11 protein-coding genes and 1 rRNA gene are annotated in these 16,380 nt (G+C 48.3%); 7 read left to right on the top strand and 5 right to left on the bottom strand.

Annotated elements, in window-relative coordinates; genetic code table 11:
• From BIT28_RS21630 to BIT28_RS21640, 3 genes are all read right to left on the bottom strand, one after another.
• Positions 1-79 (bottom strand): 16S ribosomal RNA (locus BIT28_RS21630); the annotation flags it as partial.
• 408 nt (positions 80-487) lie between these two features.
• Complete coding sequence (locus BIT28_RS21635) at positions 488-697, bottom strand: hypothetical protein (RefSeq protein WP_075767031.1); 210 nt, start codon at positions 695-697, stop codon at positions 488-490.
• A gap of 100 nt (positions 698-797) precedes the next feature.
• A complete protein-coding gene (locus BIT28_RS21640; protein WP_075767032.1) occupies positions 798-2,237 on the bottom strand; it encodes an aminotransferase-like domain-containing protein in 1,440 nt (479 codons plus the stop codon).
• A gap of 521 nt (positions 2,238-2,758) precedes the next feature.
• On the opposite strand from BIT28_RS21640, the gene BIT28_RS21645 reads away from it, so the two are divergent.
• The 7 genes from BIT28_RS21645 (at position 2,759) to BIT28_RS21675 (ending at position 13,597) form a co-directional block, all read left to right on the top strand.
• Entirely contained in the window at positions 2,759-3,580 is an 822-nt protein-coding gene (locus tag BIT28_RS21645) for a hypothetical protein (protein WP_083652053.1), read from the top strand.
• Between the two features lie 24 nt (positions 3,581-3,604).
• Positions 3,605-7,498, top strand: a complete 3,894-nt coding sequence (locus tag BIT28_RS21650; RefSeq protein ID WP_245823830.1) for a zinc-dependent metalloprotease — start codon at positions 3,605-3,607, stop codon at positions 7,496-7,498.
• Positions 7,499-7,642: 144 nt separating this feature from the next.
• A complete protein-coding gene (locus BIT28_RS21655; RefSeq protein WP_075767034.1) occupies positions 7,643-8,662 on the top strand; it encodes an ABC transporter permease subunit in 1,020 nt (339 codons plus the stop codon).
• 3 nt (positions 8,663-8,665) lie between these two features.
• Positions 8,666-9,709, top strand: coding sequence for an ABC transporter permease (locus BIT28_RS21660; RefSeq protein ID WP_075767035.1), 1,044 nt, complete (start codon positions 8,666-8,668; stop codon positions 9,707-9,709).
• 102 nt (positions 9,710-9,811) lie between these two features.
• Positions 9,812-11,620, top strand: a complete 1,809-nt coding sequence (locus BIT28_RS21665) for an extracellular solute-binding protein (protein WP_083652055.1) — start codon at positions 9,812-9,814, stop codon at positions 11,618-11,620.
• A gap of 14 nt (positions 11,621-11,634) precedes the next feature.
• Positions 11,635-12,633 carry an ABC transporter ATP-binding protein gene (locus BIT28_RS21670; RefSeq protein WP_075767036.1) on the top strand — a complete coding sequence of 333 codons (999 nt, stop codon included), beginning with the start codon at positions 11,635-11,637 and terminating at the stop codon, positions 12,631-12,633.
• Positions 12,626-13,597, top strand: coding sequence for an ABC transporter ATP-binding protein (locus tag BIT28_RS21675; protein WP_075767037.1), 972 nt, complete (start codon positions 12,626-12,628; stop codon positions 13,595-13,597). The genes BIT28_RS21670 and BIT28_RS21675 overlap by 8 nt, the downstream gene beginning before the upstream one ends.
• Before the next feature lie 33 nt (positions 13,598-13,630).
• Here BIT28_RS21675 and BIT28_RS21680 read toward each other — a convergent pair whose 3' ends face one another.
• Both BIT28_RS21680 and BIT28_RS21685 read right to left on the bottom strand, forming a co-directional pair.
• Positions 13,631-14,431, bottom strand: a complete 801-nt coding sequence (locus tag BIT28_RS21680) for a helix-turn-helix domain-containing protein (protein WP_075767038.1) — start codon at positions 14,429-14,431, stop codon at positions 13,631-13,633.
• Between the two features lie 208 nt (positions 14,432-14,639).
• Complete coding sequence (locus BIT28_RS21685; protein WP_075767039.1) at positions 14,640-16,361, bottom strand: AMP-binding protein; 1,722 nt, start codon at positions 16,359-16,361, stop codon at positions 14,640-14,642.
• Between the last annotated feature and the right edge of the window lie 19 nt (positions 16,362-16,380).

Consider the following 16,380-nt stretch of genomic DNA (forward strand, 5'->3'; position numbering starts at 1 on the left):
CATGTCGCTGCCGCTCGACTTGCATGTGTTAGGCCTGCCGCCAGCGTTCAATCTGAGCCATGATCAAACTCTTCAATTTAAGATTTTGGTCGGCTCAACGAATACTGATAAACATTACTACGTAATGTTGAATTGACTGTGCTGATACCGAAGTATCAATTGGTCACTCAGTTCATTGATGCCATATTTGCTTTCACTTTTTAAAAGTGAAGACAAAAGGTTTGACTAATCATTTCACGAGTGCCCACACAGATTGCATGGTCAAATTGTTAAAGAACAAATCCGATACGTTGTTGGCTTAAGTCGCCGTGCTCCGTGTCGGTGAGGCGGCATTATAGAGACTTCAATTCCGTTGGCAAGGCTATTTTTGAAATAAATCACTAAAAATAGCCCAAGCGAACAACAAATAAACAACAAGCCGTAATCTGCGCAATTTTGACTCAGGAAACAGCTTTGTTTATCTTTGCAATGCTTTTCCTCGTAACGCCTAGTCTTGATTTTCTTTAGCAATCGCAAAGCGAATGGCCAACGCACCAATTCCAAACAGCACAAAAGGAATCGCTGCTGCGGTATATTCCACCCAAACCTGCTCTGCCAAACTTTTAGCCAGTAATAAGTGCCCAAGCACTAACAACGCGGCGCATACAACAGATACAGCAAGCAATTTGATTTCAGGGTTAACAATTCGGTTTAGCATGATCCCCAGCTCCTTGTTCGGTAGAGCCGTAATAGGAACACAGTGACAATTAGGTGACGTAGAACAGTTAAGGCTATAAACAGTTAGAACAGTGACTTTTTTAGTTTTGATCACACAGCTCAGTTAAGTACTGCGCCAATTGACACAAAGCGGCTCTATTTTGTTCATTCCACGGGTAGGCACAATTAATTCTCATGCAGTGCTTATATCGCTGATCCCCAGAAAATAATGTTCCCGGTGCAATACTGATTCGATAGTTATCCAGTAATTCAGTTAATATCGCGGAGGTATCAATGTTCTCCGGCAGCTCCACCCATAAAAAATATCCACCTTCAGGCCTTGTCACTTTTGTCCCAGCAGGAAAAAACTGTTCGATAGCCCCCAGCATTTGTTGCTGCCGTTGCTCAAGAGTACGCCGAAGCCGACGGAGATGATTATCGTACCCCCCATGTTGAATGTACTGAGTCAATGCAAACTGGTTGGGAGCCCCCACAGACAGAGTCGACATAAACTGGAGCTCTTCAACCTGTCTGGCATACCGTCCGGCGGCAACCCAACCGACTCGAAATCCGGGTGCCAGGCATTTAGAGAAAGAGGAGCTGTGCAATACCACCCCCTTTTCATCCAGTGCCTTAATTGGCAAAGGCTTCGTTTTGCCGAAATACAGCTCGGCATAGACATCATCTTCGATAAGGGGGATATCATTTTTAGCCAGCAAGTCGTAAATCGCTTGTTTCTGCTCAGCAGCCATCGTCGCCCCAAGGGGATTTTGAAACTTACTCATCAGCCAGCACGCTTTAACATCATTGGTTTCGATAGCAGCCTCCAAGGCTTCAACCGACATACCTTTCCGGGGATGGGTAGGGATTTCAACGGCTTTCAGCCTTAACCTTTCAATTGCCTGAAGGGCGCCATAGAAAGCAGGAGATTCAACCGCTACCGTATCTCCCGGTTGAGTTACGGCTGCCAAACTCAACCCCAAAGACTCCATCGCGCCTGATGTAATGACGATATCATCGAGGGACACCTGTATCCCATCTCTCAAATAGCGCTGAGCGATAACACGTCTTAGCTCCAGGCTACCCGGTGGTAAATCTATGATGCCACTATTAGTCGGCATGGTTTTAATTGTCTGAGCCAACGTTCGCCCCAATTGCTGGAGCGGAAACAATTCAGGATCAGGAAAAGCCGATCCGAAAGGGATCACATCAGGCCGCTTACAGGCCCGAAGCACTTCAAAAACATGCCGATTGATGTGTATAGACCGATTCACAACCTGCGGTGTCGCCTGTTCTGGCTCAGACAATCGATTAAAGTGGGCTGCAACGTAATAACCTGCTTTTGCCTTAGCGTATATCCAGCCTTCGGCCTCCAAATGCTCATACGCTTTCAGTACGGTCATCACACTGACAGACTGGGCCTTGCTCATCACTCGAACAGACGGTATACGCTCACCGGGCAACCAAATCTTTTGCCGGATCTGCTCTTTGACATTTTCAATTATGACGCCATATCGGCTATTGGCTGATCGCGATGACAAAATCCCTATTCTCTCTTTAATTTCGTTGAGTGCTGCAACGCAAATACTAGCGGCTTACCGTGCGGCTGTCAGAACCTTACGGATAATTTATCTATTAACTGTGATGAACGATGAAAATCACCTGTTATTTCTTATAGAGGACACTCTTAACATAAATATTAACACCCTTAAAATACGTATATATTCCAATTCAGAGCAAAGATTATCAACCACCTCCGACCAGTGATATATAATGCTATAATTGAACTACTCAACAGCTATTGCACCCACCCAGACCCTGCTCCACAGATATAGATATCGACAAACATTAATTTCACGAAATTCATAGCTTTACACAAAACCCATACCGGTTTCACCATTTAATACCGGACGAATAATTACATGATACTTTTGCAATAGCGTTTTATTGCTACCAGCGTGTGAATTAGTATTGATTCCCTCTAATCATAAGAAGACTACGTATATTTCATGTGGCAACTCGGATCGCCATATCGAAATTCGCACAGGGAATGGGGCAAGTCATGAAGTTTAACTTGATGCTATTTAGTATGGTATCTGTATTGATATCCAATGGCATACATGCTGAAGAACAGGTTCAGGATGTTCCCTCACAACAAAAAAAATGGGGAGCGTCTATTGGTATTGATTACAGCAGAAATGGTTACGATGACGACCACTATTTAGCCGACCGTAATCTGGCACTTACCGCTACGATTAAGTACTACCTAAATGCCAGTACAAAATTCACAGCCATTGTCTCTGGCCGACACAGCTATGACGGTGAAAGAGGTGAGTTTTGGAGCGATATTTGGTTAACAGCGACAAGATATAATATTTGGAATCCGACTGACCATCTTGCGATGTCAGCAGGTTCACGCATTCTTATTCCAGTATCAGATGAGTCAATAAAAAACGACCTTAATACTGCAATACGCGGCAATATTAAATTCTCTTATTCACTAGACCATATTATCGAAGGGCTTCTGGTTAGCGATTCTATTCGTTTACGTAAAAACTTCCACCAATACACAACTGCCGGCGGCCATCCACTCGAAGAGTATCGAATCAGTAATTTATTGTCTGTCGATTACATGCCGAACAAATGGTTTTTCAGCACTAACTTTGTGAGCTCAAAATCATGGAGCTATCGTGGAACAAGTTATTCGCCAGAACTGACGTACTCAGCCGAATTGGGATATCAGTTTAACGATGAATTTAGCCTTGCGACAGGCATGACAAATAGTGCGTCATATTACGACCCAGACAGGGGTCCGAATCCAATCGAAAACCTATTCGATCTCGAAAAACCCACCTACTACATCACATTAAATTACGACCTTTAATCATAATAATTTGGTGAGCACAACATGTATAAGAAATTAGCCATTGCAGCTATGGTGAGCATTGCGCTCTACGGCTGCGGCGCTGAGGAAAGGAGCTATGACACTCTTCCTCGCGCACAAGAACAAATAGCCAAAAACACCTTAGATACAGAATCTCTCTGGCTATATATGCCATCTACAGGCGCAGCCCCTCGTTATGCCATCACCCAGCGTGGTTTCTTTCAAGGCACGCCAAAACTTGTCAAACTCCGTTTTGATAAAACCAATGGTATTGTCGCTGAAGAAGTCGATCGCGATACTGTCGAACCCGGCAAGGACAGCCGCTACGCGTCAGTCATCAACCAGGCACCAGTTCTTAAGATTCCGGGCACTTTCCAGCAATATCGTTGTGCTGAAGATAATTATGATGAGTGCACCAACAAAGAAGAACTCAATGAAGATGCCGACCTGAACTGGGAAGAAACAACTCACTTCACTCCAGATTATGCCGGCATTAAACCCTTGGCTGTCGACAGAACTGACTTTGCCTATTCCGCATACAATGTTGAAGAAACAGCAGAACCACGCCTTATCCACTGGGAGTATGATGCTGAGCAAGGCACTATCAATGTAGAGGTTGAACGCAGCTTCACCGCAAACATTGAAGATTACGGTCAATTTGGTGATAGTTTGGAAAACCTGTCCTTTAAAACACGTTTTTTCTACTCTCTGGTTAAATTGGACAAACTTGCCAGCAGCGATTATGAGACAATTCAATATCCTGGTCGTGATGTTTCGAGATTTGGTTTTTTCAAAGATGAGAAGGAACAACGCTCATTAACAGGCCAAGCTGGTTTACAGGGACAGAGATTTAATTATCTCAATCGTTTTAATCCGAATAAAAAGTCGATCGACTATTATCTAAGCGACAGTTATTTTGAAAAAGAGGGTAAGTTCTATCGTGACATTACGCTCGAAACGATTGAACAAATGAATAAAACATTGGCTGGTACTGGTGTTCCACCGATTAAAATCGTAAACCCAACAAAAAAAGCAGGCGTTCATACTGGCGATTTACGCTACAACGTACTCAACCTAATCACCGATCCAGCAGACAATGGCCTTTTGGGTTATGGCCCTTCTGCTACCAACCCACTTACCGGTGAAATTGTTCACGCCCATGTCAACCAATATGCTGGCGTGATCCGCTCGACCTCACGCAGAATGTGGAATGAGCTTGCCAAATATTATAATCGCGGCGAAATCGAGCGTCCTGACTCATTTGTACCTGAAGATAATTCAGATAGCGATTCATCCTCGAGTGCTGATAGCGGTTCCACTTCAACTGGATTTAGCGGCCTGGAAAGCAGCTTAGTCAACAACAGCCTGAACTTGCCACCAGCCACCAGTCAACAGGTTCCCGTTCAGCATGAGCCTCAGTTTATAAATGACGTTCCGCGTTGGCTTTCACCCGATGAGCAAGACTCAAAAAGCTTCAGCAAAGGGGTGGCCAACTATCAGCAGAAACTCAACCATATGGCAGAACACAATATGTATGCTGCTGAGTTTATGTGGGTAAGCACTAAATCCAAAGGATTAATCAAGGGCATCGATTACCTTGCTGGCGGATACTTTGATAATAGTGGCCTTGATCAAAGTGCACCGGACTACGCAGACAATGCCAATAAGAAGCTGAAAAAATGGGACCAGTTGTCACAGGCTCAACAGCAAAAGGCCAGTGATGCCATTAGTGCACACATGTTTAAGTCAACGCTGGTTCACGAATTCGGACACAACCTTGGCCTTCGCCATAACTTTATGGGCTCTGTCGATAAAGATAACTTCTATCATCAAGATGAAGCCGTCAAATTTGGTAGTGAAAAAGTACCGGCCTACAGTTCTATTATGGATTACGGCGCAACAATCTTTGATGAACTGCCAGTTTACGGTAAATATGACATCGCTGCGCTGAAGTTCGGCTATGGTCGCCAAGTCGAAGTCAATCAGCCAAGTTCAGGGCAAGAAAAAACCGCATCTCAATTCATCAGCCTTCGTGATATTGATGAAACCCTACGTCACAATCATCAGGCCTACCCTCTGGGCGCCCTTGATCAATTAAAGAAAAACTTAGCAACGACTTCGCCTGAAACAACAGTTAAAAATTACATCTATTGCACCGACGAACATGTAGAAAGCACAACAACCTGTAACCGTTTTGACGAAGGCACTAATATTCTGGAACTCACTCAGTTCCGGATTCAAAAATATTGGGATAATTACGATCTGGTCAACCGCCGAGACGGAAAATACAAGTTCTATGACTATCAACTACAAGACTACACTTTCGGACGCTGGAACCAATTCAACCAAATTCGTAAGGTCGTTGAAGATCTTGGCGAAATTGACTATCAGCTAGGTCAGTTAAGAGGAGCTGAAGACAGCTACGGCCAAAATGTTGCCAATTACTATACCGACAACTGTACTCGCTCTTCTACCCGAAAGAACTTGCCTAAAGGAGCTCAGCAGGTTTGTGATACTTTTGATGCTGCTCTTGAGGCAGCCAACTTCTTCGTTAAGGTCATGAGTACTCCGGACCAAGTTTGTGAGCTTGAAGTCACGCCATCAGGGCAAGCTCCGATCAACCGATTTGTTGCACTGTCAGATCTTTGGAGTGCTTACGGTCCAGGGATCCAGCATAAGACAACGCTACCAACATCGTGTTTTGACCCAGATCTAGTCAATGCCATGTCAAGTGGATACGATAACATCAAAGTCCTTTCCGAAACTCGGGACGGTCGCTCACATGCCAACATGCGCGCCAACAACCCGTACCAAACTTCATCAAATGCCATCGATCTAATGGGGATCTGGCCAGATAAGTTACTCGCCGCCCAAATGCTGGTAAAACGTAGCGATCATACGCTCAGCCGAGATAAGTCCAACATCGCACTTCTTGATGTATCAGACCCTCGTAGCGGCACTCAAGGGACGCCTCAGAAAGTACAGGCTTATTTGGGACATCTTGGTTTCGGCTATGATGCTTATCCGGCCCCAATCTTTGTTGATCAAGATGGAAACACCAAAAAGACGATCAAACCATATCGTCCGGATATCAAGCGAGCGATTGATGTGCCGTCCTACCTGTCCTGGCTACGATATTACTTCCAAATGTCGCAGACGACAGTAACACCTACGTACTCGGCATTGATACATAACTTGGTTGCATTTGGCTATGCCGATGAATATGGCCTGTCAGACAGTTCCAAGTTCCTAATCGACGCGATTACCCTAACTCGTCCCGGCTATGGTGTAGATACAGAAAATGGCTATGAGTTTAGCCTCAAAGCCCGAAACTACGTAGTAACACGTCGTAACCGACTTGGTTTCCGTATGGCTGAAAAAGCCCTGCTAATCAACGGGAAAAAAGAAGAGCTAGAGAAGCTGGAAAACGCCTCTTCAGTTACCAAACAAAACCTGAAAACATACGGGATTCGAAACCTGAATGATTTCACCCTGTTTATGTTACGTGATACTGAAGCAGTGAGTCTTCTGAAAAAGACACCGTACTTCGAGTCGTTGTTCAGAGCGAGCATATTCACTCCTGCTAAGTTCAGTTTCGATAAGGAAAACGACTGTTACACACCAGCATCAAACAGCACCCGTTGTCATACAAAAGATAACCTTCTTGCTGCCTGGAATGCTATCCGTAGCTACAAGGATGATGACCCTGAGTATCTGGAGGCCTTATTAACCAGTGCTGACAGCTATGCGACAGGTATCGACGAGGCCCTGAACGCGATTAAAGACGAAGAGTCCAGAAAGAAAGAGGCGGCCGTTTATGATGTCGACCCTGAAATCATCTGGCTGTGGAGTACAAGGGAATACATCCAGTATCGTTATGCGCTAGAGCAGCTTCCGGTACTACAAACCTACTACTAAGCAATTCTCGACAATCCCCTGGTATCAATGATACCCGGGGATTTCGACTCACCGCGACTGAACAAATACAGGCCATATCACGGATGCATGACCGACCATGAATAACTCCAAACAACTTACGTTAAAGATGCAAAGGAGCTTCCCTTGCTAGCCTACTTTAGCCGACGACTGCTACTGATAATCCCTACCTTTATTGGCGTCACCCTGCTTGTTTTTGCCCTGACCCGCTTTGTTCCCGGCGGCCCGGTTGAGCGGATGATTGCTCAGATGCAATCCCAGTCAATGGAAAGCGGGGGAGGAAACCAACAAGGTTCACAAACACTGTCAGATGAACAAATTGCCGAACTGAATGCCTTCTATGGTTTGGACAAGCCGATATTCGAGGCCTATACCGAGTGGCTGGGTAAACTGGTGCAACTTGATTTAGGCGAATCTACCCGCTATTACGAGCCGGTATGGGGCATGATAAAAGAGCGGCTGCCCGTCTCCTTGTTCTACGGTTTAATGACCTTTCTGATCAGCTACCTGATATCAATTCCGCTCGGGATCATCAAGGCGATGAAACACGGTTCCCGGTTCGATAATGTCAGCTCGGTGATGGTGTTTATCGGTTATGCCCTGCCGAACTACGTCGTCGGGGTGTTTCTGATTTCTTTCTTTGCATTCCATCTCGACTGGTTCCCGATGGGCGACTTCGTCAGCGATGATTTTGACGACTTACTGTGGCCGGACAAAATAACGGACCTGTTCTCTCATGCTGTTCTTCCCCTGTTCTGTTACATCATCGGGGACTTCGCCATCCTCACCATGACAATGAAAAACAACCTGTTGGAAAACCTGGCAGCAGATTACGTCAAAACGGCCATTGCCAAAGGGCTTCCCTTCCGACATGCCGTGCGTAGACACGCCCTGCGCAACAGCCTGATCCCGATTGCCAGCCATCTGGGCAATGTTGTCTCGGTATTTGTTGCCGGTTCATTCCTTATCGAGGTGGTCTTTAATATCGACGGTATCGGCCTGCTGGGGTACGAATCGATCATCGAGCGCGATTACCCGGTTGTCATGGGGATCCTGGCTATGTCTTCCCTGCTGTTGATGTTCGGTAACATCCTCTCGGATATGTGTGTTGCCATTGTCGACCCTCGGGTTAAATTCGGGAGCTAAACCATGCCGTTAAATCCACTAACCAAAAAGAAACTTAACCGCTTCCGCTCCATCAAGCGAAGCTACTATTCCTTCGTGCTCCTGACGACCCTGGTGCTGCTCTCCTGTGTTGCCGAGCTTCTGGTTAACAGCCGGGCTCTGGTTGTCTCCTACCAAGGCGAGCTGCACTTTCCGACCTACTCTGAGGTAAAAACCGGTGAGATGTTCGGCCTTGATTACGGCTACGAAGTGAATTACCGCCAGCTGAAAAAATCCTTTGCCGAAGAAGGACAAGGGAACTGGGTACTGATGCCCGTTATTCCCTGGAATCCGTACGAGCAGGACTTCGATGGCATGCACTACCCACCGAATCCGCCTTCACTGGAAAGCCAGCACTACCTGGGCACCGATGAGTCAGGGCGTGATGTGCTCGCCCGCCTGATTTACGGTTTCCGGATCGCTATCTGGTTCGCCATACTGACCCTGACACTCTGCTACACCATTGGCGTGCTAATTGGCTCACTGATGGGCTACCTCGGCGGCAAATTCGATCTAGTAATGCAGCGGGTCATTGAGGTGTGGTCGATGGTACCCTTCCTCTACGTCATCATGATCATGGTCTCGATTATCCAGCCAAGCTTTTTACTGTTCGTTCTGATTAACGTTATGTTCGGCTGGATCAGCATTACCTGGTACATGAGAACCATGACCTATAAAGAAAAAGCCCGGGAATACGTTATGGCAGCCCGGGCTCAGGGAGCAGGCCTGTGGCGGGTGATCGTCAAACACATCCTGCCTAATACCATGGTCATGGTGATCACCCTGGCACCGTTCGGCATTGTTGCCAATATCACCACGCTAACCGCGCTGGACTACCTCGGGCTAGGGCTAATGCCGCCAACCCCGAGCTGGGGTGACTTGTTGCAACAGGGTAAATCAAACCTGGATGCCTACTGGATCATCGGCTCGGTTGTGATGGCTATTGTGTCGGTACTGACCATGGTGACCTTTATTGGTGAAGGCGTCAGGGAAGCCTTCGACCCGAAAAAATACACCCGCTACATCTGATAGCTGAGCGCACTATGCTCATGACAGATAACGGTTCATACAAACCACAACATTAAAACGGTAGCAAGGCAGCCACCGAGAACATAAATGTATGGAGAAACAATGAGACAATTTTGGATGGCCTCTCTGCTCGCAGTCGTTACGGTACTGTGCCAGGGCAAGGGGCTGACAGCAGAGCTCCCGTCGGGCCTGAACTGGATTTCTAATCCGGAGCAGCCGCTGTTTGCCGACAGCCGGGCCAAAGCAGGCGGCACTTACCGGTTACATATTTCAAGCTTTCCGCTGACGTTGCGCACTATCGGCCCTGATTCTAACGGAAGCTTTCGGGCCTTTTTGCTCGATGGCAACCCGGCTCTGCTCCAGCAGCAGCCGAACACCCGACAGTTTCTGCCAGCTATTGCAAAGGAGTGGGCCTTTGGTGACGACCACAAAACCCTCTACTTTCGGATCGATGAAAAGGCACGCTGGACCGACGGCGAGCCAATCACCAGCCGGGATTTCGCCTTTGTATTCGACTACATGAGAAGCGAGAATGCCAAGGCGCCATGGTACAAAGATTACTTCACCAACAAGGTGGCGGGGATCACTGTCTATGACAACTACACCTTTGCCCTCCACTCCGCCGATCAACTGGCTGACGATGAGCTGATCATGCGGCTAAACATCATGCCTAAACCGGCGCACTTCTATCCGGGCGGTCAGCTTCCGAACGATTTCATCCGTCGCTATAACTGGAAAGCCGAGCCGACTACCGGACCGTACAAAGTTGGTAAAATTCGCAAAGGCCGGGCCGTTCACCTAGTGAAGGTTGATAACTGGTGGGGATACACCAACCGCTACTACCAGCATCGCTACAACGTTGACAAGATCATCATCAAGGTGATCCGTGATACTGATATTGCCCTTAAGTATTTCGAGCGTGGCAAGCTGGATGCTTATTACATGGTCTTTCCGTCCCTGTGGCACAACAAAGCCAAGGGGCCGCTCTATGATAAGGGCTACATTCAGAAGTCATGGTTTTACAACCAGTCCCCTCAAGGTGCGGCCGGAGTATGGCTGAACCTTCAGGCTCCGCTGATGGATAATGCCGATATCCGCCAGGGTATTGCCCACTCTCTGAATGTCGGAAAAATGATTGATGTCGCCCTGCGCGGAGATTATGCCCACCAGCAAAGCTTCGGCTCTGGTTATGGCGACTACGATAACCCGGACATCAAAGCCAAGAAGTTTGATCCGGCACTGGCCGCCGAATATTTCGAAAAGGCCGGGTTCGACCGTCTGGACAGCGACGGTACCCGTATCAATAACAAGGGCGAGCGCCTTGCCATCACTCTGACCTATCTGACCAAAATGCACACAGCCCGGGTTGTGGTACTGAAGGAAGAAGCAAAAAAAGCCGGTCTGGATCTTGAACTCAAATTGGTTGACGGTGCTACCGGCTTCAAGTCACTTCTTGAGAAAAAACATCAGGCAGCCTTCCTGGGTATGGGTACGAGCGCACTGCCTGTTTACTGGCAGTACTTCCACTCATCAAATGCACATCCGCAAACCAATAACTTCACCAACTATGCCAACCCGGAGATGGACAAGTTAATTGAAGCATTTGACACTGAATTTGATGTCAGCAAAAAGGCTGAGATATCACGGCAAATCCAGCAAAAAATCGCTGACTGCAACTGCGTGATACCAACCTATTCGGTGCCGTTCTCGCGAGGTTCCCACTGGCGTTATGTCAAGCTGCCTCAAGGACTGGGCACTGCATTGTCCCGCGATATTCTCGATGCCAGTAAAATGGAATTCGGTCTGTTCTGGATTGACCTTGACGAGAAAAGAGCAACCAAGGAAGCCCTGGATGACGACAAGTTCTTTGAGCCTGTCACCCTCATCGACAAACGTTTCGTTCAGGGATAAGGAAATGCCACACAATGAGTAGTAACAATAACGATATCCTGACTATCAAGGATCTGGAAACCACCTTCTCAACCGATGAAGGGGAAATTAAAGTACTGGACGGCGTCTCATTCAGTGTCGCCAAAGGCAAAACCATCGGGGTTGTCGGTGAGTCTGGTTGTGGTAAAAGCGTCACCGCAGCTTCGATTATGGGGCTGCTACCCCGACCTTACGGCAAAGTGACCGCGGGCTCCATTACCTATAATGACACCGATCTTGTCAGCATGGCCCCGGAAGATCTCTACCGCACTCGCGGAGCGCGGATCTCAATGATTTTCCAGGATCCGATGACAGCCCTGAACCCCGTCCACTCAGTGGGACGCCAACTGTGTGAGGTCTATGAGCTGCATCGGCCGGAATATTCCAAAACTGAACGAAAACAGGCAGCTATTGATATGCTGCAGCGGGTAGGTATTCCAGCAGCCGAACAACGCTTCAATGTCTACCCTCATGAACTTTCTGGCGGGATGCGCCAACGGGTAATGATTGCCATGGCTCTGGCCTGCAAACCGGACATCTTGATAGCTGATGAACCGACCACGGCTTTAGATGTGACTGTTCAGGCCCAGATCCTTGAACTGATGCGCTCCATCCAGGAAGAAAATGACATGGCCATCATCTTCATTACCCATGATCTGGGCGTTGTTGCCGAAATGTGTGATGAGGTAGTGGTGATGTATGCCGGCCGGGTGGTGGAACGGGCGGATGTGTTCACCCTGTTCGAATCTCCCAAGCACCCTTATACGCAGGGGCTACTGCGCTCGATTCCGCGTATCGAGGGTAAACCGAAAACCAAGCTGGATACCATCCCGGGCTCAGTTCCCCACCTTAAAGAGATGCCATCTGGCTGCCGGTTCCGTAACCGCTGTCACTACCAGAGCGAACATTGTGGCGAAACCGTACCACAGCCGCAGGCGATATCACCGAGGCACTTCGTCAGTTGCCTGAAGATAAACGAGGTCAACCATGCCTGAGACGATCCTTAAATTAGTCGACTTGAAGCAACACTACGCACTGCGAGGTTCACTGTTTCGCAAGCCCAAATACGTCTATGCTGTCGACGGTGTATCATTCGATGTCAAGGCAGGAGAGACTCTTGGCCTGGTCGGTGAATCGGGCTGCGGAAAAAGTTCAGTGGGCCGCACCCTACTCAAACTGCATGAGCCGACAGCCGGGCAGATCTTCTATAACGGACAAGATATTACCAATCTGAGTCCGTCGGAAATGGTATCTCTGCGCAAAGAGATGCAAATCATCTTTCAAGATCCTATGGAGAGCCTTAACGGCCGCCATACCATAGGTACCATTCTTGCCGAGCCGTATGAAATCCACAGTATCGGCCTGCCGGAAGAACGCGAAGTCTGGATCAAAGAGCTGCTACAAAAAGTCGGACTACCCGCCTCTGCTGCCAACCGTTACCCGCATGAATTCTCCGGCGGACAACGCCAACGGATCGGCATCGCACGGGCAATCGCACTCAACCCGAAACTGATTGTTTGCGACGAAGCGGTATCCGCTCTGGATGTTTCTGTACAATCACAAATCATCAACCTGCTGCTTGATCTGCAAAAGCAGATGAACCTGGCCTTGATCTTCATTGCTCACGACCTATCGGTGGTCCGTCATATCTCAGACAAGATCGCCGTAATGTATCTGGGGCGGATTGTCGAGCTCAGCGATACAGAAACACTGTTTAGCAACCCGCAACACCCTTACACCAAAGCGCTGATCTCAGCGATCCCTATCCCGGATCCGCGTCAGCGCGGCAAGCGTGTCATGCTGGAAGGCGATGTCCCATCCCCCATGGCCCCTCCACCAGGGTGTCACTTTGCATCAAGGTGCCCACAAGCCGACAGTCTGTGCCAAAACACTTACCCGACTTTGACGCAGAACAACGAGCAGCATCTCGTCGCCTGTCATCAGGCAGTATCAACCTGAGGAGGCCTGCCTTCACGCATTCAGAGGGAGTATTTATGCTCCCTGCTCTTCAAAATTCGCAATAGCAGCTTTGACGTCCTGAAGAAAAGAATTGGGTAACGAAGCTATCCCCTCGGAGAAGGCTAACGGCTGGTGCTGGGTTACGAACAACAGCACATTACGGAGCAATTCCTGACTGGTGGCATCATTTTGCATATTCTCGCTATGGTACTTAAGCACCTCTTTTGCCAAAAGTTTGTTCAAGGCCTCCAATTGCTCTTCTTTCAGGTACATACGTGAAAACCCGACCCTGACGCAATTGGGGTTTTCCAACGCCTGCTCCTTGAGAATTTCCTTGTACTTCTGACTTAACTTGGAATCATCTGAAAAGCGGTAATAGTAGGGACCAATCAGCTGAATCTTATTGTCATCGGCAAGCTTGACCAGCCCCAACATTTCCAGCGCCCGCAGGTAGGCATATGTCGATGAATTATCCAGACCATATTTTTGCTGCATATGCTCGTAACTATCTTGGTGTCGCAGATGCCGAAGCTCACGGTAGAAGTCATAGAGTTGAGGAAACTGATAAAAAACCTCATCCTGGGTATGGCTGAAAAAGCTATCATTATCGTGCTGCAGCTTAATCGCCAGCTTCTGCAACTCTTCCAGAGTCGTATCAGCCTCCAGGCAATAATCAAGCAACTTCTCAAGAGTAATACTCGGGCTATACAAATGACGTTTAAACGTGGACAGAGGAACCCCAAGCCGATCGGCCAACTCCTTATAGGTTAGACCCTTTGCCTTAATGACTCCCCGCAATGCCGCCAGTAAATACTCAGGATTTGCTGCTCGCATACTACTACACTCCTGTATTGTTATTTTGCATATCCTGTTATTAGTAAAGGATGTTTCAGGTTTGGCAAGCGGATTCTGTAAATTTTTCTCTTCCAGGCGCGATTTTCGCCCCTCAAAAGCGTGATCAAAGCCACAAAAATAAGAAGAAATATGAAGGTTACGGCATCAACGGTGTGAGGAAAATGAAGAGTCATTGAGCAAATCACTCTTACTCTCGCTCACCTTTCAGCTGATTGAGCTTTTCCACTTCCAGCTCACGCATCCGGAATTTCTGCAGCTTTCCGGTCACAGTCATCGGAAAACGGTCCACAAAGCGAATGTAAGCCGGAATTTTGAAATGAGCTAACTGCCCTTCGCAATAAGCTCGAAGTTCCCTGTCTGTCAGCGCTTCTCCGGATTGAAGCTGGATCCATGCGACAACCTGCTCTCCGTAATACTCATCGGGAACCCCAAACACTGCCACTTGCTGAATTTTCGGGTGAGCAAATAAAAATGATTCAATTTCAAGCGGGTAAATATTCTCTCCACCACGGATGATCATCTCCTTCATTCGCCCGGTGATCTTCACGTACCCCTCCGCATCCATCGAGCCCAGATCGCCCGAATGCAGCCAGCCATGTTCATCAATTGCCGCCCGGGTTCCTGGCTCATTGCCATAATACTCGTGCATCAGGTGGTAACCTCGAAAGCAAATTTCACCGACGACGCCTAACGGCACCGTTGCCCCGCCGTTCAGTTCAACAACCTTAACCTCTTGGTGTGGAAGGTTTTTCCCGACCGTTTCGGTTCGCCGCTCCAGACTGTCATCTCGCGAGGTGAGGTGCGTCAACGGTGAGGCCTCGGTCTCCCCGTAACCAATCAGAATTTCCCGGCAGTGCATCTCTTCCATCACCCTCCTCATAAGCGGCGGCGGGCAAGGCGCTCCCGCCATAATACCAGTACGCAGGGAGCTCATGTCGTAGTCGGCAAAATCCTGAGATTCCAGCTCAGCAATAAACATGGTCGGCACGCCGTGGATTGCGGTGCACTTTTCATTATCAATCGCTTTCAGTACTGCTTGCGGATCAAAGTGCTCTGCCGGGATCACAATGCAGGCACCAACTGAAAGACACAGCAAATTTGCCAGCACCATCCCGAAGCAGTGATAAAACGGCACAGGCACACACAGCCTATCCTGCTCAGTAAAATGCATCGCCTTCGCAGAAAAGTAGGCATTATTGAGGATGTTGTGATGTGTCAGCACGACCGCTTTCGGAAACCCGGTCGTACCGGATGTATATTGAATATTAATCGGCTCATCGCAATCCAGACTACTCGTCATCGCCTCGAGTACCGGCTCCGATACCGCTTCACCCGCCTTGATGATCTCTGACCAGAGTGTAAAGCCGGGTGCTGGCCGGGCTGTTGTTTCCGGTGCGGCCGGATCATATACCACCACAGTTCGTAAAAACGGCAGCGCCTGATTATTGAGTACAGAAAGCGGTTTGCCGGTTAGCAACTCAGGCACCAGGGAGGTCAGCATCGAAAGATAATCACTATCACGAAAAGATGGGATCACAAACAGCCCCTGTACCTCAGAGCATTGCAGCGCATATGCCAGCTCCCGCTGACGATAAGCCGGGTTGATATTGACCAATACGACACCAATGCGGGCTGTCGCTATCTGCAACAACAGCCACTCCAGGTTATCCGTCGCCCAGACTCCGACCCGCTCCCCTTTCTTAAACCCAGCCCCCAGCAAGCCTTTTGCCAGTTTTGTTATTTCTTTGTCTAATTCTCCGTAGCTCAGCCTCCGGTTTTGAGCAACAGCGACCACCGCTTCCCGCTCAGGGTAACAGCTGACGATGTCGGAAAAATGCTCAGGAATCGTTTTGCCAAGCAAAGGTTCCATGCCGCCGCGGTGAAAATAGCTTTTTACTGCCCTGATCATACGAGTTCCCCGCTTTAAC

The sequence above is a fragment of the Photobacterium proteolyticum genome, from assembly GCF_001939735.1.
GTDB lineage: Bacteria > Pseudomonadota > Gammaproteobacteria > Enterobacterales > Vibrionaceae > Photobacterium > Photobacterium proteolyticum.

Bases quoted from the DNA above. Each gene is read 5' to 3' on its own strand.
- BIT28_RS21675 (WP_075767037.1), top strand. From the start codon at position 12,626: ATGCCTGAGACGATCCTTAAATTAGTCGACTTGAAGCAACACTACGCA.
- BIT28_RS21650 (WP_245823830.1), top strand. From the start codon at position 3,605: ATGTATAAGAAATTAGCCATTGCAGCTATGGTGAGCATTGCGCTCTAC.
- BIT28_RS21645 (WP_083652053.1), top strand. From the start codon at position 2,759: ATGAAGTTTAACTTGATGCTATTTAGTATGGTATCTGTATTGATATCC.
- BIT28_RS21665 (WP_083652055.1), top strand. From the start codon at position 9,812: ATGAGACAATTTTGGATGGCCTCTCTGCTCGCAGTCGTTACGGTACTG.
- BIT28_RS21660 (WP_075767035.1), top strand. From the start codon at position 8,666: ATGCCGTTAAATCCACTAACCAAAAAGAAACTTAACCGCTTCCGCTCC.
- BIT28_RS21680 (WP_075767038.1), bottom strand. From the start codon at position 14,431: ATGCGAGCAGCAAATCCTGAGTATTTACTGGCGGCATTGCGGGGAGTC.
- BIT28_RS21685 (WP_075767039.1), bottom strand. From the start codon at position 16,361: ATGATCAGGGCAGTAAAAAGCTATTTTCACCGCGGCGGCATGGAACCT.
- BIT28_RS21670 (WP_075767036.1), top strand. From the start codon at position 11,635: ATGAGTAGTAACAATAACGATATCCTGACTATCAAGGATCTGGAAACC.
- BIT28_RS21635 (WP_075767031.1), bottom strand. From the start codon at position 697: ATGCTAAACCGAATTGTTAACCCTGAAATCAAATTGCTTGCTGTATCT.